Here is a 19,871-nt window from a genome sequence, read left to right on the forward strand (position 1 = left end):
CCGTCACGTCGGTACCTTGGCGGCCATGGTGTCGGCGATCTCGCTGGCTTGGTCGGCGACATTGGGCGCGCACACGTTGACGTCCAGGACGATGTTGGACACCGCGCTGAGCACGTGTTGGCAGACCACGACGCTGTCGGCCAAATCGCGCTGCAGCGAGATCTTGGGTGGGGTGCCGCTGACGTCCCGGAAGGTCCATCGGGATGTCTTGCCATTGTTGACTTGGGTCACGTCTTTCCCGGCGCAGCTGCGTCACTGATCGGCCTGAGTCGCCACAAATCCGACGGCCTGGTCTGCGGATGCGAAGATCACGGCGCCCTGAACCACAACGTATCCGGGTGTGCTGCGCGGCTTTTGCATCAGCTGGGCAAGCATGCCGGTGTACCCGCTGCTCTTGTACGTCCGGGTCTGGTAGCCGATGAGTGCGCCAAGGCATTGCTCGGTTGACAGCGAGTTTTCCGGACCGGGATCGGTCATCTCGGTCGCGTTGTGGTCAATGACGATGCCCGTCGTGCCGACAATGGTGTTGATCTGTTCGGGACTGAGCAGAAACGATTACAATTGCGTGGGCGCCACGGTCGGGCCGGCTGTCGCAGTGGTGCCCGACGGGGCCCCAGCAGTCGTGCTGACGCCACCGGTGGGGCCGCTAGCGGGCTCCTTGCGGGCCAAGAAGATGCCGGTGCCGACGACCACGATGACAACAACCAGGACTGCGACCGCCAGGAGCCACGGTGTGCGGGTGCGCCGCGCCGGTGAGGTACACGGTGGCGGGGCCCACGGGATCGGACCGCTAGGTGGCGCGGCGAGCTGGTGGGTACCGGCGATCAGGGTCGCCGCGCGTTTTGGTCCCCAGCGCTCAATGCCTGCCGGGCGGCACGCGCCAGCTCACCGGCGGTGGGGTAGCGCAAAGCGGGGTCTTTGGCCATGCCCCGGGCGATCACCTCGTCAAAGGCGGTCGGGATGTCGGGGCGGTGCCGGCTGGGGCGGGGGATGGGCTGCATCAGGTGTGCGCCCATCAGCGTGCTCAGGTTCTGGGTCTGGTAAAGCGTTGTGCCAGTGAGGCATTCGTAGAGCACACAGGCCAGCGCGTAGATGTCTGAACGGTAGGTGACTTCGTCGTCGCCGAATCGTTCTGGCGCCATGTAGCTCCAGCTGCCCACCGCGGTTCCGGTCTTGGTGAGGTGTTGGTCGGTGGCTGCCGCCGCGATCCCGAAGTCGACCAGGTAGGCGAAGTCGTTGCCGGTCATCAGGATGTTTTCGGGTTTGATGTCGCGGTGCACGACTCCGCCCCGGTGCGCGGCGTCGAGTTCATCGGCCACCTGGCTGACGATGGCCACGGCGCGTGGTGCGGGTAGCGCGCCGTGCTTGAGCACCGAACCCAGGTCAGTGCCTTCGATGAAGCGCATGTCGATGAACAGTTGGCCGTCGATCTCACCGAAGTCGTGAATGGGCACGATGTGCGGTTCTTGCAGGCGGCCGGCGGTATGGGCCTCCCGCTGCATGCGACGGCGAAATGTGCTGTCTGAGTTGAACTGTTGGGACATGAGTTTGAGCGCCACGGTGCGGTCTTGGACGGTGTCGTGGGCTTCGTAGACTTCGCCCATCCCGCCGCGGCCGAGCAATCGCCGTAGCCGGTAGGGCCCGAATTGGGTGCCTACCCGCGAGGTGGGGACAGTGTCACTCATGCTCGCGCATCGACTCGCGGATCTGTGCCAACCGCTCAGCCGCGGCCCGCTGGCGTTGCTCGTACTGTTCCTCGACGGTGCGTCCTTCGGATGTCTCCGCGTCGAGTTCCGCCGCCCCCAGCGCCGTCGCGTAGCGGGACTCGATCTTTTCGCGGACCGACTCGAAGGTCGGCGTGCCGGCGTCGTCGTACCCCGGGTCGGGGGGTGCAGACGGCGTCTCGGCGGGAGGCTCTGGTTGGTCGGGCATGCCGCCACGTTACTGCGGGCGGCGATCGAACTAGTGCCGTCTGCTCCACGACCAGCGCCCGAACCAACGCCATCAGCAACAGCTGTGGCGACGTTGGGCCGCGGGTTGCTTCAGCCGTTCGAGGGGGACAACGAAATCACCGGCCGGCAGGAACCACCTGAGTCGCCGGAGACGCCTTGCCTGGCAGCGGAATACGAGGCACTCCCGGGGTCCCCAGCTGACCGGCCAGCCACGGCAGCGCCCGGGCGAACACCTGGTCGGCGAAGGGCCAGTCGTGCCGTCCCGGCTGGGGGACCACCGCGCAGTCGATGCCGTTGGCGCGGCCCAGTGCGCACAAGGAGTTGGCTGCGGCGGTCTGGTTGCTCGGATTGGCTGCGGCTTCGCGTCCGGCCAGCCGCATCACGGCGGGTTCGGTGATAGCGACGTCACGCGGGGTACCCGGCCCCGCTGGTACCGAAATGCTGAACCAGCCCGAAATTCCGGTGTACTGCCCATGTCGGTTGATCACCGTTGTCGGGTCGAACGCGGCCCAGGCGTCAGCATTGCCGCCGAAAAGCCTGGTGATGGTTTCCGCCTTGTTTCCCGCGTTTGGGTAGAAGTCGCCCGCAACATCAACAAAGGCGCTGAATAGGGAAGGGTGCATGACGGTCAGATCTACCGCACAGGTCCCGCCCATCGACCAGCCCACAATGCCCCAGTTTGATGGTTCGGGGCTGACGCCAAACGCCGATATCATATAGGGCACAACATCTTTAGTTAGATGGTCGGCTGCGTTGCCGCGCCGCCCGTTGACGCGTTCGGTGTCGTTGTTGAAGGCGCCCCCGGAATCCACGAACACCAGCACCGGCGCATTGCCGTTGTGGGCGAGCGCAAAATCGTCGATCGTGCGCACGGCGTTACCGGCGCGCGCCCAGTCGGCGGGTGTGTTGAACTGGCCGCCGATCATCATCACGGCCGGCAGCCGCGGCGGCGGATAGCTGGCGAACCAGGCGGGCGGCAGGTAGACGAGTTCACCCCGGTGTTTGAAGTGCGGCGCGTTGGACGGGATCGCCACCGGCACCATGCTGCCGTGCGCTGGGCGCACTCTCTTGCCGGCCATCGCGACAACCGCGGCCGGGTCCGCCTGATCCGGCAACGGGCCAGAGCTCAGCTGATTCCACGCGGCCTGCACGGTCGGGAAGTAGCCGACCCAGATGTTGAGCCCCAGCGCCGCGCAAAGCGCACAGAGTGGAACTGCGACCAGGGAGGCGGTGCGGCGTCGCCAGCGGGCCCCGCGCCAGCCCACGACCAGCATCGCCGCGGCCACCGCGCGGTCAACCCGACCCACACCCACAACGCCGCCGGGACGGGCTCATTGGCCAGTGTGCCCAGGTACCAACGGGTTGCCCAGGCCGCTATGGCGCCAAAAATCACGGCCGCGGGTAGTCGCCGCCGAGATCGCCAACCGATGGCAAGCAGCAGCACGATCGCGGTCACGACCTGCACGGTGACCGGCACCCAACCATGCATCAAAGAGGTGTGAGTATTGGCCAACACGCGCGCCAGGGCAGGCGGCGACGTTGTCACGGTCTCATTGTCAAACATCACCGGCCCCCAACCACGGGGAATAGCTGTGAGCTGGCTGGGATTAGTGCGGCTTGGCCAGCGGGAACGGGAGCGTTTCACGAATGCTGCGCCCGGTGATCAGCATGACGACCCGGTCGACGCCCATGCCGAGGCCCCCGGTGGGTGGCATCGCGTATTCCATGGCCTGCAGGAAGTCTTCGTCGAGCTGCATCGCTTCGGGATCCCCGCAGGCGGCGAGCAGAGACTGCTCCTCCAAACGGAGCCGCTGTTCGACGGGGTCGGTGAGCTCGCTATAGGCGGTACCAAGCTCGACGCCCCAGGCCACCAGGTCCCAACGTTCGGCGATTCCGGGCTTGCTGCGATGCGGCCGGGTCAGCGGGGACACCGAGGTTGGGAAGTCGAGGTAGAACGTCGGCTGCTCGGTGCGGCTCTCCACCAGGTGTTCGTAGAGCTCCAGCACCACCGCGCCGGCATTCCACTGCGCCCGATAGGGGATGCGTGCGGCGTCGGCCAGCCTGCGCAGGGTGGCCAAGTCGGTATCGGCGTCGATCTGCTCACCGAGGGCCTCTGACACCGCGTCGTGCACGGTCTTGACCGCCCAGACCCCCGAGATGTCCACCGGTTCGAGGCGGCCGCCGCCGGCCGGGCGCATCGCGACGGGTGCACCGTTGGCGGCCTGGGCGGCGTTTTGGATCAGCTCGCGGCAGCTGTCGATCCATACCCGGTAGTCGGCGTGCGCTTGATAGGCCTCCAACAGGGTGAACTCCGGGTTGTGGCTGAAGTCGACGCCCTCATTCCGAAAGGCCCGGCCGAGTTCGAAGACCCGTTCCACCCCGCCGACGCACAGCCGCTTGAGATACAGCTCCGGCGCGATGCGCAAGAACAGGTCCATGGAGTAGGTGTTGATGTGGGTGATGAACGGGCGGGCCGTTGCGCCGCCGTGTACCTGTTGCAGGATGGGTGTCTCGACCTCGATGAACCCCTTGGCGGACAGGGTTTCTCGGACGGAGCGCAGCACCGCGCTGCGGGCCGTGATGAGGGCGCGCGACTCGGCGTTGACAGCGAGGTCTAAGTAGCGGGTCCGCACTCGGGCTTCGGGATCGGTCAACCCCTTCCACTTGTTAGGCAAGGGGCGCAGGCACTTACCGATCAGACGCCAGCGGCGCACGATCAGTGATCGCGTTCCGGTCTTGCTCGAACCCATCTGCCCGGTCATCTCGACCAGGTCACCAAGGTCTATGGCCGCGTTGAAATCCGCGGCGCGGCCCTGCTCGAGTCGCGAGTTGTCCAGCAGCACCTGAATCTCGCCGCTCCAGTCGCGCAAGTGCGCGAACAGCACTCCACCGTAGTTGCGTACCCGCAAGATCCGCCCGGATACCGACACGCTCGCCTGGTCGTCGGCGTCCATCGCTTGCGCGACTGTATGAGTGGGCGGTTCGCCCACCGGATAGGCGTCAATGCCGCTGCTGCGCAATTTCTTCAACTTGTTCAGCCGCACCCGGACTTGCTCGGGCAGCCGACGTTGGGGGTCGTCGCCGTCAGCAATTGCCGATTGCCGCAGCCCGCTGACGTCGGGCGCCGATCCGTCATGGTGCAACAAACCGGTGGCCGCCAGCCGTTCGGGGACCGCGGGATGGTGACCGGTGTGCACCTTGTTGCGCCGGCTGAATGGCAATACCAGGAACCCCTCGGCGATCACGGAGGCGACACCCACCTTGGGGATCACCCGCGTGTCCTCATAGCAGGCGTAGCGGGGCACCCATTGCGGCTGATACTTCTGGTTGGATCGGTACAGCGTCTCGATCTGCCACCACCGGGAAAAGAAGACCAGCAGCCAACGCCACAAGCGGGCCACCGGCCCGGCGCCCAATTGGGCGCCTTGCTCGAAAGCCGACCGGAACATCGCGAAGTTCAGCGAAATGCGGCTGATGCCGAGGCCTTCGGCGCGCAGCGCCAGTTCGCTGACCATCAGCTCGATGGTGCCGTTGGGCGATTGCGGAGAACGTCTCATCAGGTCCAGGGAGACCCCGCTGGTACCCCAAGGCACCAGCGACAACATCGCCACTACCAGGTCGTCGGGGTCAAGCGCCTCGACCAACAAGCAGTCGGTGTCGGCCGGGTCGCCGAGGCGGCCGAGCGCCATCGAGAAGCCGCGCTCGGATTCGGTGTCGCGCCAGCCGTCGGCGCGATCGATCGTCTGTTCCATTTCGGCGTCGGAGATATCCCGGTGACGCCGGATGCGCACCGTCAGACCGGCGCGACGTGCCCTGGTCACGGCTTGGCGCACGCCGCGCATGTCGGGGCCGGACATCGTGAAATCGGCGGGCACCAAGATCGCCTCGTCGCCGAGTTCAAGCGCGTTCAAACCCGCCTCGCGATATGCCTTGGCCCCTTGTGAACTGGCCCCCATCACACCGGGCGACCAACCATAGGTCTGGCACAGCCGTAGCCATGCGTCGATCGCTTGCGGCCACGACCGCGGGTCGCCTACCGGATCGCCACTGGCCAGGCAGACACCGATTTCGACCCGATAGGTGATGGCGGCACGGCCGCTGGAGGCGAATATCACCGACTTGTCGCGACGGGTCGCGAAGTAGCCCAGCGAGTCGCTGTTGCCGTACAGCTCGAGCAGCCCCCGGATGGCCGACTCGTCCTCTCCGGTCAACGCGTTATCGGCACGCTGGGACTGAAACAGCACGATGGTGGCGGCAATTAGGGCGAGAGCGCCGAACAAGCCGAACATGGCGTTGAGGAAGACGTGCGGCCGGCCGGTGAACAGGTCGGGATCGGCCAGGGCGAAGCCGATCACCCGGTTGGCCACGTAGGGCAAACGGTAGTGCGGCGCGAGGGATCCCGGAAACAGCTCGACCAGGCCCCAGGACACCAGGATTCCGATAGCACCACCGGCCACCAGCACCGCGGCCGCCTTGAACAGTGCACCCCTGCGGACCTTGGCCCAGAACTGCCGATATCCCAGCACCAGCACGACGATAGCCACCACGTGTACTGCGAACCCGAGGTTTTCGCCGAAGTTCTGGGCCGCGGTGTTGCCGCCCGCGGCGATGTCGGCGGCGTTGAGGAAAGCCGCCAAGACGACGTTGGTCAGCAGCAGTAGCCAGGCGATCCGTTTACGCGCGGCCAGGGCCGCCGCCAGCAGTGCCAGCACAAAAGACCAGGCGAAGCTGGTGTCGGGAAAATTGAACAGATAGCTGTTGATGAATTCTCGGGGAACCTTGATGATCCACCGAACCAGCGGCGAAATGCTGGCCAGCAGTGACAGGGTCGCGATGACCCCGACGGCCCAGCCAGCGGCGGCCGGAACCCAGTCATACCGAGAGATGTGCCTACCCTGCACCGAGCGAGGCTTTGTGACGGTCACAGACCGCGAGGATATTCCTTATGAACCGGAAAATCCCGGCGAAGTGGCAGCCGAGTCCTACCGCCCTGGTGCGCGCGGGTCGGCGGCTGGGTGAGCACATTGTCCGGGTAGAGCGTCATGGCTGCTAGACTGACGGTCGCGACCATCCCGGCGAAGGCCAGGGACAGTTAAGTGGAGTCCCACTCCCACCGCTAGCCACGAGAACTTTATCGGTTTTCAAGGTTGTGCGGTCCGGTCACAGGCAGCACTATATTGCCTGTTCTGTGTGTGACGCAGGCGGCTGCAGTAGTCACTACTGGGCCCGCGATCGGTCGGCATTGGGCCCTGCTAGCGCAGGGCTTTTTTGCTGATGGCTTGGCATTCCACCGCGCTGATTCCCGCCCGTCCGGGCTCTGACCGCCGTGGAATAAGACCAACCAGGGAGGCCCCATCAGCACTGAGACCCGCGTCAACGAGCGCATTCGCGTACCTGAAGTCCGATTGATCGGCCCAGGAGGGGAGCAGGTAGGCATAGTGCGTATCGAAGACGCACTCCGCGTTGCCGCGGATGCCGACCTCGACCTTGTCGAAGTTGCCCCGAACGCCAGACCACCGGTCTGCAAGATCATGGACAACGGCAAGTACAAGTACGAGGCGGCGCAAAAGGCGCGTGAATCCCGCCGCAACCAGCAGCAGACCGTTGTCAAAGAACAGAAGCTGCGGCCGAAGATCGACGACCATGATTACGAGACCAAAAAGGGCCACGTGATCCGCTTCCTGGAGGCGGGATCGAAGGTCAAGGTCACCATCATGTTCCGCGGGCGCGAGCAGTCCAGGCCGGAGTTGGGCTACCGACTGCTGCAGCGGCTGGGCGCCGATGTCGCCGAGTACGGGTTCGTCGAGACCTCCGCCAAGCAGGACGGGCGCAACATGACGATGGTGCTGGCACCGCACCGCGGCGCAAAGACACGTGCCAGGGCCCGGCATCCTGACGACCCCGCGGCCCATTCGGCCGACGGTGACACCCAACCGAACTAACTCGTTAGCGAACACCAGAACTGAGGAAAAATGCCCAAGGCTAAGACCCACAGCGGGGCCTCGAAGCGCTTCCGGCGTACCGGTACCGGAAAGATTGTCCGGCAGAAGGCCAACCGTCGGCACCTGCTCGAACACAAGTCGAGCAAGCGAACCCGGCGTCTGGATGGCCGCACCACGGTGGCCGCCAACGACACCAAGCGAGTCAAATCGCTGCTGAATGGCTAACCCGCCGTCTCAAAGACCGGCCGGCGCCAGCACCTGACCAACCACGTCCGAATGAGAGTAGGAACAACCCATGGCACGCGTTAAGCGGGCAGTTAATGCCCACAAGAAGCGGCGCTCAGTCCTAAAGGCCTCGAAAGGCTATCGCGGCCAGCGGTCGCGGCTCTACCGCAAAGCCAAAGAGCAGCAGCTGCATTCACTGAACTACGCCTACCGTGACCGTCGCGCGCGCAAGGGCGAGTTCCGGAAATTGTGGATCTCGCGCATCAATGCGGCCGCGCGTGCCAACGACATCACCTACAACCGGCTGATTCAGGGGCTCAAGGCCGCTGGCGTCGAGGTGGACCGCAAGAACCTGGCTGACATCGCGATCACCGATCCGGCGGCGTTCACCGCGCTGGTAGATGTTGCCCGCGCTGCGTTGCCGGAGGATGTCAACGCCCCCTCCGGAGAGGCTGCTTAACCTGGCGACGATGCGGGCTGTGCCCGGCCCGACGGGGAGCCGGGCACTTTCGTCGCTATCCGGCGACCGCGTATGCCGTGCACGAATCTGAGCGGAGCCGGCCCACCGGCCCCGCTCAGATTCTCACCGAGCTCTCGGCCAGGGTTTCGGCAGCGGCAAAATTGCAGCGCCACGTGGGGCGTCGCCGCACGAGCCGCTTTCTTGCCGAAGGGCCTAACCTCGTCGAGGCCGCGGCGGCGTGCGGGCTGATCCGCGAGCTGTATGTCACCGAGGCCGCTGAGCAACGGCACGAGCCGCTGCTAGCCCGGCAGGATGCGCCAGTCTATGTGGTGACAGAGCGTGCCGCAAAGGCTTTGTCCGACACCGTTACCCCAAGCGGCCTCGTTGCCGTCTGCGAAATGCCGACGACCGGGTTGGCGGAGGTACTCAGCGGTGCGCCGCGGCTGGTTGCGGTGGCCGTCGAGATCGGCGAGCCGGGCAACGCGGGCACACTCATCCGCATTGCCGATGCCATGGGGGCCAACGCGGTGGTTCTGGCCGGCAACAGTGTCGATCCCTATAACGGGAAGTGTTTGCGCGCATCGGCCGGCAGCATCTTTGCGATTCCCGTCATCGTCGCGCCTGACACCAGCGCAGCGCTTGGTGCGTTACGTGGGGCCGGTCTACAGGTGCTGGCCAGCGTGGTAGACGGTGAGAAGTCCCTCGACGACATCGACCAACTGCTCGAAGCTCCCACCGCGTGGCTGTTCGGCCCGGAAGCACACGGATTGTCGGCCGAGGTCGCTGCTGCGGCGCATCACCGCGTCCGCATTCCGATGTCTGGGGGAGCGGAGAGCCTCAACGTGGCCGCGGCCGCGGCCATTTGTCTGTATCAGAGCGCCCGGGCATTGAGCAGCGATCGCTGATTCCTAGGCCGCGGTCGTGGTGCGACTCCGACCGCGAGCGGGCCGCAGCCCGGCGATCGAGAGGGTGCTGTTGACCAGCGATCCCGCCCGTTCGAGCAATACCTTGGCCGGGTGGGCGCGTGGCGGGAAGTAATGCATGGGCAGGCCACGGCGATCCGATGGAGGCGCCATGAAACTGGGCGCCTCGACCAGTGGAGCGTCACGTTTGACTCGTCCCTCAGCCCGTCGGTAGGCGGCCAGCGCCCGGGGGTGTAGCCGGATCTCATCGGGCACCGCCAGAAACGCCAGCTCGACGGCCTTGCCGAACAATCGCAACAACACCTCGTCGCCCTGGGTCCAGCGCATTCCCGCCTTCTCACGGACGGCCGGCTCGAACAGGCCGGCGGCAATCCAGCGCTGACCGGCCACCAGCGGTCGGAACAGCTGGTCCCAGATGCCTGTGGGCATGATTACGAACTTCGGCTTGGGGATGCGCATATTGAAAATGTCGAGGGTGGCCTGATTGATCTCGAGTTCGTCGCGGCCCACCCGCTCCCAGAAATCCTGAAAGTCTTCCCACGTCTCGGGTACCGGGCGCATGCTCATCCCGTACATCCGGTACCACTGCACGTGCTCGTCGAACAACTGGCGCTTCTCGGCCTCGGTCAAGCCACCGCAGAAGTATTCGGCCACCTTGACCACCAGCATGAAGAACGTGGCATGTGCCCAGTAGAAGGTTTCCGGATTGAGTGCGTGGTAGCGACGTCCATCGGCGTCCACGCCCTTGATGGTTCGGTGATAACCCTTGATCTGCTGCCCGGTCTGAGCGGCGCGGTCGCCGTCGTAGACCACACCCATGATTGGGTAGACCGACCGGGCCACCCGCTGCAGTGGCTCGCGGAGCAGGATCGAGTGTTTCGTGACGCCAGCGCCCAGCTCGGGATACATGTTTTGGATCGCGCCGATCCACACGCCCATCATCCCGGTGCGCAGGTCGCCGAAGTACTTCCAGGTCAGCGAGTCTGGCCCGAGCGGGTTGGCCGTTGGCGGAGAGGTGGCTGTCATCACGGCCTCCATGCGTTCAATTTGCGCTCACGATAGGCGGTGACAACGCACGTTGTCTACGGTTTCGGCGGATATCCGGCGATGGTGTTACCGAGTGTCCACAGTGGTGTAGCAACGGCGTGATCAGCCTGTTTGTTGTCCAGAAATTCGGTCCCGGCCGCTCCCGTAAGGGCCGCTGACTGGCGGTTGGGGCGGCACCTGAACCGTGGCTGGCCGACATCGCGGGTAGCGGAAATCCGGCCTCGGGGAGAGCTCCCAAGAAATTGTTATAAACAGGACGTTTGCTCGGCTGTACACTAACTTTCGCGGTGTTTAGCTGGTGAATCTTTTGGTCAATCAAGGGAGACAGAGCTATGTCGTTTCTGAACGTGGCGCCCGAAATGGTGGCCGCAGCGGCCGACAATGTGGAAAGCATTGGCTCGGCCCTAACTGCGGCCCAGGCTGCTGCCGCGGCACCGACGATCGAGCTTGTCGCACCCGCGGCCGGTGGAGTTTCGATAGCCGTCACCGCTGCATTTGGGTCGGCCGCCGAGGAGTTCCAGGAGCTGGGCGCCCAGGCAGCCGCGTTTCATGAGCAGATCGTCGCCCTGTTGAACACCGCCGCAGCCGCGTATGCCGGCGCCGAAGCCACTGCCAAGCAGGCGTTACTCGGTGTGGTCAATGGGCCAGCCCAGGCGCTACTGGGGCACTCATTGGTTGGGCCGACCGCAGGCGGCTACACCGCCGCCGCGGCCGACGGGACCAGCGGTGGCGTTGTCGGCGCGTTGCTCGGTGACCCACTGTTGGGCGTGCCGTTCAGCGCTCCCTACAGCTTCGATACTCCATTCGGTCCGGTGGCCCTGACGCTGAACGGGACAGCCTCGCCACTGGGAGAAGTCGTCATCGACTCGGGATCGCTCAACGTCCCCCTCCCGCTCCGGCTCGGGGTGAACGCGCTCGGCCCGGCGATCACCACGGCGGCTGCGCTGCAGGCCAGCGGCACGGCATTTTCGGGCGCGGTGCAAAGTGGGGACCTGCTAGGGGCGGCCGGTGCCCTGCTGACAGCTCCCGGCAGCGCGGTGAACGGCTTCCTGTTCGGCCAAACCGCAATATCGCAGATGGTTCCCGCGCCGGACGGGTCTGGATACACGTCGGTGGATGTCAGTGTGCCGGTTGGGGGTCTGCTGGCTCCCACCAGCGTCGCTATGCTCACGTTGACACCGACTAGTGGTGCGCCGACCGCCATTCTCTTGGACGGAAGCAAGTTTGGTGGCCTGATCACGGGCCTCTTGGATGACTTCGTGCCCGGTTTCTAGACGTGTCCAACGCCTCAGATCCACGGTGATCTGGGCGTTTGTTCGGAGGGTGTGACACACCCGCTTGGCCGTCGTTGCCTGGGTCAGCCACCACCACCTACCCTTGCGAGGTGGAAGTTGGCGCTGACAACGGGGATCCCGGCGTGCCCGATGAGACGGCGATCACGCTGGCTGCGACTGCCCCGCGTCGACGCTCTCCGGTCGAGTGGCTGAGGTCCACGAACCACAGTCCTGGTGTGGTGGCTTTCGTCCGACGAGCGCGGCGATTATTGCCCGGCGATCCTGAGTTCGGTGATCCGCTATCCACCGCCGGTGACGGCGGTCCCCGTGCCGCGGCGCGGGCCGCCGACCGGCTGCTGGGGGATCGCGATGCCGCATCGCGGGAGGTCAGCCTGAGTGTGCTTCAGTTGTGGCAGGCGTTCACCGAGGCGGTTTCGCGCCGGCCGGCGAATGCGGAGGTGACGCTGGTCTTCACCGATTTGGTGGGTTTCTCGACGTGGTCGCTGCAAGCCGGCGACGACGCGGCCCTGAAATTGCTGCGGCAGGTGGCGCGGGCCGTCGAGCCGCCGTTATTGGATGCCGGTGGACATATCGTCAAGCGCTTGGGTGACGGGATCATGGCGGTGTTCCGCAACCCCACCGTCGCGGTGCGTGCCGTCCTGATTGCTCAAGATGCCGTGAAAGCTGTTGAAGTGGAGGGCTATACGCCGCGAATGCGAGTCGGTATCCACACCGGCCGACCGCAGCGGCTGGCGGCTGACTGGCTCGGAGTCGATGTCAACATCGCAGCTCGGGTTATGGAACGCGCTACCAAGGGCGGCGTCATGATCTCGAGCCCCACCCTGGACTTGATCCCACAAAGCGAGTTGGATGCCATGCGCGTCGTCGCCAAGCGGGCACGCAGGCCGATGTTTGCCAGCAAGCTAACCGGGATTCCGCCGGACTTGGCGATTTATCGCCTCACCACTCGTAAAGACCTGGCAACTATTGGTGACACCGCGGACACAGATTTGCAGGCATAGTAGAAGGCAATGACTTACGCGATTCAGTGGATTTTCGCCATCGTGTGCCGGCTCGCGCGGGTCCGCTTCACGGTCAGCTACCTAGCGGCGCTCGCCTCGGTGAGCATCGCAATGCTGATGCTTGGTCCGCAGGCTCACGAGCGAGTGATTCGCCATGCCAGCACCAACCTGCACAATCTGGCGCATGGCCGCTTGGCAACCCTGTGGAACAGCGCCTTCGTCATCGACGAGGGTCCGCTCTACTTCTGGCTCCCGTGCCTGGCCTGTCTGCTCGCCCTTGCCGAGCTCCACTTGCGCACCGCGCGGCTTACCGTCGCGTTTTTCGTCGGCCATCTAGGGGCGACGCTACTAGTAGCGGCGACGCTTGCCGGTGCGGTCGAGTTCGGTTGGTTGCCCGTTTCGATCGCCCACGTCAGCGACGTCGGTATGAGCTACGGCGCGCTGGCGGTGTTGGGGGCGCTTACCGCGGCAATTTCGCGACGGTGGCGGCCGGCGTGGATTGGCTGGTGGGTTGCCCTGGGCTTGGCGGCTGCGGTCGCCGGCGGCGATTTCACCGACTCGGGTCATGCCGTTTCGTTGTTGCTGGGCATGCTGGTGACCGCGCGCTTCAGGCACCCGATTCGCTGGACTCCCGCGCGCTACGCGTTACTGATGGTCTCGTCGGGGTTCGGTTTCCTGCTATTGGCACATACCCGCTGGACATCGGCGAGTGGGGTGGCGCTGGGGGCGGTGGGTGCGTTGGTCGCATACGGCTTGGCGCGCTGGACAACGATGCGGGTCGCGCCGGCTTAGACGCAGCGCCGACCGGTAGTGAATGTCTGGGTAGAGTGGGGTTCGCTGAAGCGAACCGATCATGACTTATGATCGGCATCTGCGTCGTACCCGTGCCGTGACCCCACCCCGCGATGACGTGGGTCCTTTGAGGACCTACTTGTTGGACGGGGGACGGACTGAGGTGGGTGGCCCCCTGCGGGGTACAAGCACCACTCCCGTGCGGGGGGAAGCCAGGTAGCTATACCCAACCTCGTCAGCAAGGAGAGTGTCGCCGCGTGGGTGATCAACCCGTCGACCTTTCGCCGCAAGGATTGGCGCACGTAGTCAAACTTGCCCATCAGGCCTTTGCTTCGGCCGACAACCTGGAGGCATTGGCACGCGCCAAGACCGAGCACCTCGGCGACCGCTCGCCGCTGGCGCTGGCCCGCCAATCCTTGGGCACGCTTCCCAAAGAACAGCGCGCGGACGCCGGTAAGGCGGTGAACCTCGCTCGCGGTGACGCGCAGTGCAGCTATGACGAACGGTTGGCGGTCCTGCGGGCCGAACGTGACGCGGCCGTGTTGGTGGCCGAGCGCATTGACGTCACATTGCCGTCGACCCGGCAGCCGACCGGCGCGCGGCACCCGATCACGATATTGGCCGAGCACATCGCCGACACCTTCATCGCGATGGGATGGGAGCTGGCGGAAGGGCCGGAGGTCGAGACCGAGCAGTTCAACTTCGATGCTCTGAACTTTCCGCCTGATCACCCCGCGCGCAGCGAACAAGACACCTTCTACATCGCGCCGGAGGATTCTCGGCAGTTGCTGCGGACCCATACCTCGCCGGTGCAGGTACGGACCTTGCTGGAGCGCGAGTTGCCGGTCTACATCATTTCAATCGGCCGGACATTCCGAACCGACGAGCTCGATGCCACCCACACGCCGGTGTTCCATCAGGTAGAGGGTCTTGCCGTGGACCGTGGGTTGACCATGGCGCACCTACGCGGAACGCTGGATGCCTTTGCCCGCTCGGAATTCGGGCCACTGGCGCGCACCCGAATTCGGCCGCACTTTTTCCCATTCACCGAACCCTCCGCCGAGGTCGATGTATGGTTTGCCAACAAGAAGGGCGGAGCTGACTGGGTGGAATGGGGCGGCTGCGGAATGGTGCATCCAAACGTGTTGCGGGCCGCGGGAATTGATCCAGAAGTGTATTCAGGATTTGCATTCGGTATGGGTCTTGAGCGAACGCTGCAGTTCCGCAATGGAATTCCAGACATGAGGGACATGGTTGAAGGCGACGTCCGGTTCTCGTTGCCGTTCGGGGTTGGTGCCTGATGCGTGTCCCTTATAGCTGGCTGCGTGAGGTTGTTGCGGCCGGTGCGCCGGGGTGGGATGTCTCGCCGGAGGAGCTCGAGCAGGCGCTGGTGCGCATCGGCCACGAAGTCGAAGCGGTGACTCCGGTGGGACCTGTGACCGGGCCGTTGACCGTTGGCCGCGTGATCGAGATTGAAGAGCTCTCCGGGTTCAAGAAGCCGATCCGTGCCTGTAGCGTCGACTTCGGTGAGGGCGAGGGCCGCGAGATTGTTTGTGGCGCAACCAACTTTGCGGTTGGTGACCTGGTCGTAGGGGCCCTGCCAGGCACCATCTTGCCCAGTGGATTCGAGATCGTCGTCCGCAAGACCTATGGCCGCAAATCAAAGGGGATGATGTGCTCGGCGGCCGAACTCGGTCTGGGGGCTGAGCATTCCGGGATCCTGGTGTTGCCGCCCGGAACCGCCCAGCCTGGGGCCGCGGCCGCCGACATCCTGGGTTTTGATGACGTGGTCTTCCATCTGGCCATCACCCCCGACCGTGGTTATTGCATGTCGATCCGCGGTTTGGCCCGTGAGATCGCGTGCGCATTCGACCTGGACTTTGTCGATCCCGCCGATGTAGCACCGTTACCGGCCGAGGGCGAAGCATGGCCGTTGAACGTGCACCCCGAGACCGGCGTGCGCCGGTTTGCGCTGCGTCCCGTCACCGGCATCGACCCGGGTGCTGTGTCGCCATGGTGGCTGCAACGCCGGCTGTTGATGTGCGGTATGCGCGTGACCTCGCCGGCAGTGGATGTGACCAACTACGTGATGCTGGAACTGGGTCACCCGATGCATGCGCACGACCGCAACCGGATCAGCGGGGCGTTCAGTGTGCGCTTTGCCCGGCCCGGGGAAACCGTGGTCACTCTCGACGATGTGGAACGCCGGCTCGATCCCACCGACGTGCTGATCGTCGACGAGGTCGCGACCACCGCGATCGGGGGCGTCATGGGCGCGGCCAGCACCGAGGTGCGCGGCGATTCCACCGATGTGCTGCTCGAGGCGGCGATATGGGACGCCGCCGCGGTATCACGCACGCAGCGGCGACTGCACTTGCCCAGTGAGGCGGCGCGCCGGTACGAACGGTCGGTTGACCCCGCAGTTTCGGTGGCCGCTCTGGATCGGTGTGCGGCGCTGCTCGCCGACATCGCCGGGGGAGCGGTGTCGCCGACGCTGACTGACTGGCGGGGTGACCCGCCGCGCGATGACTGGTCGCCACCACCGATCCGGATCGACGCTGACCTGCCGGATCGGTTTGCGGGAGTGGTCTACGGCCCGGGCACAACGGCCCGGCGGCTGGCCCAGATCGGTGCCGAGGTGCTTGTCGATGACCAGGCGGCGTTGACCGTGACACCGCCAAGTTGGCGACCGGACCTTCAGCAGCCTGCTGACCTCGTTGAGGAAGTGATGCGGTTGGAGGGGCTCGAGGCTATTCCCTCGGTGCTGCCCTCCGCGCCAGCGGGTCGCGGGCTGACCGCTGGCCAGCGGCGCCGCCGCGCGATCGGAAAGTCGCTGGCACTGTCCGGATTCACCGAGATCCTGCCGACGCCTTTTCTGCCCGCCGGCGTATTTGACCTGTGGGGGCTGGCCGCCGACGATCCGCGACGGGCGACGACAAATGTTGTCAATCCATTGGAGGCCGACCGTCCCCAGCTGGCCACGACATTGCTTCCCGCGCTGCTTGAGGCACTGGGGCGCAACGTCTCCCGGGGTCTGGCAGATGTCGCGCTCTACGCCGTGGCGCAGGTGGTCCAGCCAACTGATCAGACTCGCGGCATCGAGCTAATTCCCGTGCACCGCCGGCCCACCGACGGGGAGATTGCCGCGCTGGATGCGTCCCTGCCCCGCCAACCACAGCACGTCGCCGCGGTGCTGACTGGCCTACGTGAACCGCGGGGACCGTGGGGCCCGGGTCGCGCCGTCGAGGCCGCCGACGCCTTCGAAGCGGTGCGTATCATCGCGCGCGCCAGCGCCGTCGACGTGATGCTGCGGGCCACGCAACACCTGCCGTGGCATCCGGGGCGATGCGCGGAGGTGCTCGTCGGTGAAGCCGTCGTCGGTCACGCCGGCCAGCTGCATCCCGCGGTGATCGAACGGGCCGGCCTGCCGAAGGGCACCTGCGCGCTCGAGCTAAATCTCGACGCGATACCCATTGTCGAAACGCTGCCAGCACCGCGGGTTTCACCCTTTCCCGCTGTGTTCCAGGATCTCAGCCTGGTGGTGGCCGCCGACGTCTCGGCACAGATGGTCGCCGATGCCGTCCGAGACGGTGCCGGAGATCTGCTGGAGGATCTGCAGCTGTTCGACGTCTTTACCGGCCCACAAATCGGGGACAATCGAAAATCGTTGACCTTCGCGCTGCGGTTCCGCGCACCGGATCGCACGCTGACCGAAGACGACGCGAGCGCGGCACGCGACGCCGCGGTGCAATGCGCTGCCCAGCGAGTCGGCGCCGTCTTGCGCAGCTGAACGATTGACCAGGCGTCGGGTGGCCCGGGCACATCGACCCGACACGGGGGCACTTTCGTGCCGATTTGCCACGGCCCCCGCACCGGTGCCTTCTGATTCCGCACGCTCCTGTCCGGTACCGTAGTGAATGCTGTCAGTTCGCTTCGACTTTCGCGCACGTCGCCGTTGCCGCACTAGTTTTGTTCCTGCCTGGTGACCAGCGGTCATCGTCGCAGCGGAGCGAGAGGCGAGCGATATGTCGTTTGTGAATGTGGTGCCAAACACGGTGGCGGCCGCGGCGGGCGATTTGGCGAGCATTCGCTTGGCGCTCAGTGAGGCCACTGCGGCGGCGGCGGGGCCGACGACCGACGTGCTGGCTGCCGGCGGCGACGAGGTATCGACGGCGATCTCGCAGCTATTTGGCGCCCACGGCCAGGAATTCCAGGTCGTGAGCGCCCAACTGAGGGGATTTCACGACCAGCTGGTGAGGTTGATGCGGGCTGGTGCGGCTGCCTATGCCAGCGTCGAGGCCACCGCGCAACAAGACTTGTCCATGGCCGAGCAGGGGCTGGTGAACGCGGTCAACGCGCCTGCCCAGGCGCTGTTGGGGCACCCGATAATCGGCACCGGCGGATCCGGCAGTCAGTCCGCGACCACGGGAACATCGAACTCGGGCGTGACGAGCGGTTCGGTCGCGTCCGGCTCGACGACCGGTTCTGTTTCGTCCGGCGCGACCGCTGGCACCGTCTCGGCCGGTGCGACGGATGGTTCGGTTGCCTCGGGTGCGACCGCTGGCACTGTCTCGGCCGGTGCGACGGATGGTGCGGTTACCTCCGGCACTACCACCTCGTCGTCCGACGGGACGACTGTGTCCGCGGGTGGCGTCGCTGCGACTGACCCCGGCTCCGATGGTGGTGTCGCGGTGAGTGACCCCGGCTCCGATGGTGGTGTCGCGGTGAGTGACCCCGGCTCCGATGGTGGTGTCGCGGTGAGTGACCCCGGTTCGGATGGCGGTGTCGCGGTGAGTGGGTCTGGTTCCGGCAGCGGCGTTGCGGTGGGCGGCACAGACACGCCAGGGACATCCGCGCCGGCTCCTGTCACCCCGAACACATTCGGTGACGTCGTCGCCGCGCCGTATCAGACGCTGATCTCCAATACGGTCACCAACCTGCAAAGTCTCGACGGCGCCTGGGCGGCCAATCCGGCGCCGTTCCTGCATCAGCTCATCGCCAACCAGATGGGCTACGCGCAGACTGCCGCGACTGCGCTGCAAAGCTCAGTCAGCAATCTGCCCGCGGCTTTGGCGCACTTGCCGGCCGATATCCAGCTCGGTGCCCACTCCCTAATGGCCGCTGACCCGGGCGCGTTCCTACACTCGCTGGTCACCAATCAGCTCGGCTACGCCCAGACGATCAGCACGGCACTGCAAAGCGCCGCCCATGACTTTGGTACCGGAGCGGCGGCATTGCCGGCGGCTTACCAGGCGGCCTTCCAAGACTTCATGGCCGGCAATGTCAGCGGCGCGGCCGACCATCTCGAGTCGGGTTTGGCAAACCTGTTCATCACGGGCTTTGACGTGACTGCCGGTTCGGATGCCGTCCTGAGCATCACTCCGACGGGGACAGTTGGAGACCTCTTGCCGATCTTGGGCATTCCTGGGCAGATGGCGCAGAACTTCACCAACCTGCTGCCAGCCGGATCGGTACCGGAACTGGTATCGCAGAACTTTACCAACATCGTCAACGCCGCCACAAACACGGCCGTTACCTCAACGCTGACCCTCGTTGTAGATCCGAGCAGCCCCACCGGTATCGGGGTGGCCATCGACGCCACTATGGGTTTGCCGTTGGCGTTAGGAGTTGAAGCCCTCGGCGGACCTGTCGATGCGCTTGATGCGTTTGGTAACAGCGCGACAGCGTTCGTCACGGCGGCGCAAAGCGGAAACGTCTTGGCGGCGACCGCGGCGGTGCTGGATGCTCCTGCTGTCGTTGCGAATGGCTTGCTCAACGGTCAGTCCACATTCCCGTTGACGATCGACGCATTGGGCATCCCAACGACGCTGAATCTGCCGATGGACGGAATTCTTGTGCCGGCCGGCCCCTACACCGCGACCATTCCAGATCTTGGCGTCACGGCCACCGTCAATGGCACACCGCTTGGCGGCGTTGCACCGGGGCTCCTGACCTTGCTGCCCGAACAGCTTGCCGAGGCGATCGGCGCAAGCCCAGCCACTGACTGAGCTTGCCGCGACGCCCGATCATCGGCGGTGCCGCCAATCTGTCCTTCGCCGTCGCGGGCGCGCCGACCAGCCGTTGAGGTGTTCGCCGTTTGCTGTGACATGAGTGGGGTTCACCTCGCCCCATTTCGTGGGTATCGGACTCCCACAGGATCTGGCCCGGAGCGGAGGGGTCATATCTTAGGGCGCGAGAACAAATTCATCAGTTTTCCAGCGGGTTAATACAGTG

General features: G+C 65.3%; 13 protein-coding genes and 2 pseudogenes. 10 read left to right on the plus strand and 5 right to left on the minus strand.

The annotated features are described in order from the left end of the window. Nucleotides 1-3 precede the first annotated feature (3 nt). The 4 genes and pseudogenes from G6N41_RS30060 to lysX all read right to left on the minus strand — a co-directional run bounded on the left by G6N41_RS30060 (nt 4) and on the right by lysX (nt 6,877). Nucleotides 4-1,685: pseudogene (locus G6N41_RS30060) on the minus strand (sensor domain-containing protein). Next, nucleotides 1,678-1,932: a hypothetical protein gene (locus G6N41_RS16655; protein WP_012394188.1), complete on the minus strand. Its 255-nt coding sequence runs from the start codon at nt 1,930-1,932 to the stop codon at nt 1,678-1,680. Before G6N41_RS16655 ends, G6N41_RS30060 begins: the two are co-directional and overlap by 8 nt. Nucleotides 1,933-2,068: 136 nt before the next feature. Next, nucleotides 2,069-3,516: pseudogene (locus tag G6N41_RS16660) on the minus strand (alpha/beta hydrolase). Between the two features lie 43 nt (nt 3,517-3,559). After that, nucleotides 3,560-6,877 (minus strand): bifunctional lysylphosphatidylglycerol synthetase/lysine--tRNA ligase LysX, encoded by a 3,318-nt coding sequence (lysX, locus tag G6N41_RS16665; protein ID WP_198965167.1) that lies wholly within the window; start codon nt 6,875-6,877, stop codon nt 3,560-3,562. Nucleotides 6,878-7,306: 429 nt separating this feature from the next. On the opposite strand from lysX, the gene infC reads away from it, so the two are divergent. The 4 genes from infC (at nt 7,307) to G6N41_RS16685 (ending at nt 9,484) form a co-directional block, all read left to right on the plus strand. Then, nucleotides 7,307-7,894, plus strand: a complete 588-nt coding sequence (gene infC, locus G6N41_RS16670) for a translation initiation factor IF-3 (protein ID WP_198967895.1) — start codon at nt 7,307-7,309, stop codon at nt 7,892-7,894. Between the two features lie 30 nt (nt 7,895-7,924). Next, entirely contained in the window at nt 7,925-8,119 is a 195-nt protein-coding gene (gene rpmI / locus G6N41_RS16675) for a 50S ribosomal protein L35 (protein ID WP_011739748.1), read from the plus strand. A gap of 70 nt (nt 8,120-8,189) precedes the next feature. Continuing rightward, nucleotides 8,190-8,579, plus strand: coding sequence for a 50S ribosomal protein L20 (gene rplT / locus G6N41_RS16680; protein ID WP_012394192.1), 390 nt, complete (start codon nt 8,190-8,192; stop codon nt 8,577-8,579). Nucleotides 8,580-8,698: 119 nt separating this feature from the next. After that, nucleotides 8,699-9,484: a TrmH family RNA methyltransferase gene (locus G6N41_RS16685; protein ID WP_198967896.1), complete on the plus strand. Its 786-nt coding sequence runs from the start codon at nt 8,699-8,701 to the stop codon at nt 9,482-9,484. A 3-nt stretch (nt 9,485-9,487) separates the two neighbouring features. Here the strand turns inward: G6N41_RS16685 and G6N41_RS16690 are convergent, their stop codons facing one another. Then, nucleotides 9,488-10,528, minus strand: a complete 1,041-nt coding sequence (locus G6N41_RS16690; protein ID WP_198965168.1) for an oxygenase MpaB family protein — start codon at nt 10,526-10,528, stop codon at nt 9,488-9,490. Between the two features lie 353 nt (nt 10,529-10,881). Between G6N41_RS16690 and G6N41_RS16695 the strand changes: the two genes are divergently transcribed. The 6 genes from G6N41_RS16695 (at nt 10,882) to G6N41_RS16720 (ending at nt 19,645) form a co-directional block, all read left to right on the plus strand. Beyond that, nucleotides 10,882-11,823: a PE family protein gene (locus tag G6N41_RS16695; RefSeq protein WP_198965169.1), complete on the plus strand. Its 942-nt coding sequence runs from the start codon at nt 10,882-10,884 to the stop codon at nt 11,821-11,823. Nucleotides 11,824-11,933: 110 nt separating this feature from the next. Next, nucleotides 11,934-12,845: an adenylate/guanylate cyclase domain-containing protein gene (locus G6N41_RS16700; RefSeq protein WP_198965170.1), complete on the plus strand. Its 912-nt coding sequence runs from the start codon at nt 11,934-11,936 to the stop codon at nt 12,843-12,845. A 9-nt stretch (nt 12,846-12,854) separates the two neighbouring features. Further along, nucleotides 12,855-13,637 carry a rhomboid-like protein gene (locus tag G6N41_RS16705; protein ID WP_012394197.1) on the plus strand — a complete coding sequence of 261 codons (783 nt, stop codon included), beginning with the start codon at nt 12,855-12,857 and terminating at the stop codon, nt 13,635-13,637. 257 nt (nt 13,638-13,894) lie between these two features. Then, nucleotides 13,895-14,938 (plus strand): phenylalanine--tRNA ligase subunit alpha, encoded by a 1,044-nt coding sequence (gene pheS / locus G6N41_RS16710; RefSeq protein ID WP_198965171.1) that lies wholly within the window; start codon nt 13,895-13,897, stop codon nt 14,936-14,938. Then, a complete protein-coding gene (pheT, locus tag G6N41_RS16715) occupies nt 14,938-17,427 on the plus strand; it encodes a phenylalanine--tRNA ligase subunit beta (protein WP_012394199.1) in 2,490 nt (829 codons plus the stop codon). The genes pheS and pheT overlap by 1 nt, the downstream gene beginning before the upstream one ends. Before the next feature lie 235 nt (nt 17,428-17,662). Next, the gene (locus G6N41_RS16720) at nt 17,663-19,645 is read left to right on the plus strand and encodes a PE family protein (protein WP_198965172.1); all 1,983 of its coding nucleotides are present in this window, start codon (nt 17,663-17,665) and stop codon (nt 19,643-19,645) included. Nucleotides 19,646-19,871 lie beyond the last annotated feature (226 nt).

The sequence above is a fragment of the Mycobacterium shottsii genome, assembly GCF_010728525.1.
Taxonomy (GTDB): Bacteria; Actinomycetota; Actinomycetes; order Mycobacteriales; family Mycobacteriaceae; genus Mycobacterium; species Mycobacterium marinum.

Excerpts from the sequence above, each read along its gene's own strand:
- G6N41_RS16695 (WP_198965169.1), top strand. The coding sequence starts at position 10,882 with ATGTCGTTTCTGAACGTGGCGCCCGAAATGGTGGCCGCAGCGGCCGAC.
- G6N41_RS16690 (WP_198965168.1), bottom strand. The coding sequence starts at position 10,528 with ATGACAGCCACCTCTCCGCCAACGGCCAACCCGCTCGGGCCAGACTCG.
- G6N41_RS16720 (WP_198965172.1), top strand. The coding sequence starts at position 17,663 with ATGTCGTTTGTGAATGTGGTGCCAAACACGGTGGCGGCCGCGGCGGGC.
- G6N41_RS16655 (WP_012394188.1), bottom strand. The coding sequence starts at position 1,932 with ATGCCCGACCAACCAGAGCCTCCCGCCGAGACGCCGTCTGCACCCCCC.
- pheT (WP_012394199.1), top strand. The coding sequence starts at position 14,938 with ATGCGTGTCCCTTATAGCTGGCTGCGTGAGGTTGTTGCGGCCGGTGCG.
- G6N41_RS16705 (WP_012394197.1), top strand. The coding sequence starts at position 12,855 with ATGACTTACGCGATTCAGTGGATTTTCGCCATCGTGTGCCGGCTCGCG.
- rpmI (WP_011739748.1), top strand. The coding sequence starts at position 7,925 with ATGCCCAAGGCTAAGACCCACAGCGGGGCCTCGAAGCGCTTCCGGCGT.
- rplT (WP_012394192.1), top strand. The coding sequence starts at position 8,190 with ATGGCACGCGTTAAGCGGGCAGTTAATGCCCACAAGAAGCGGCGCTCA.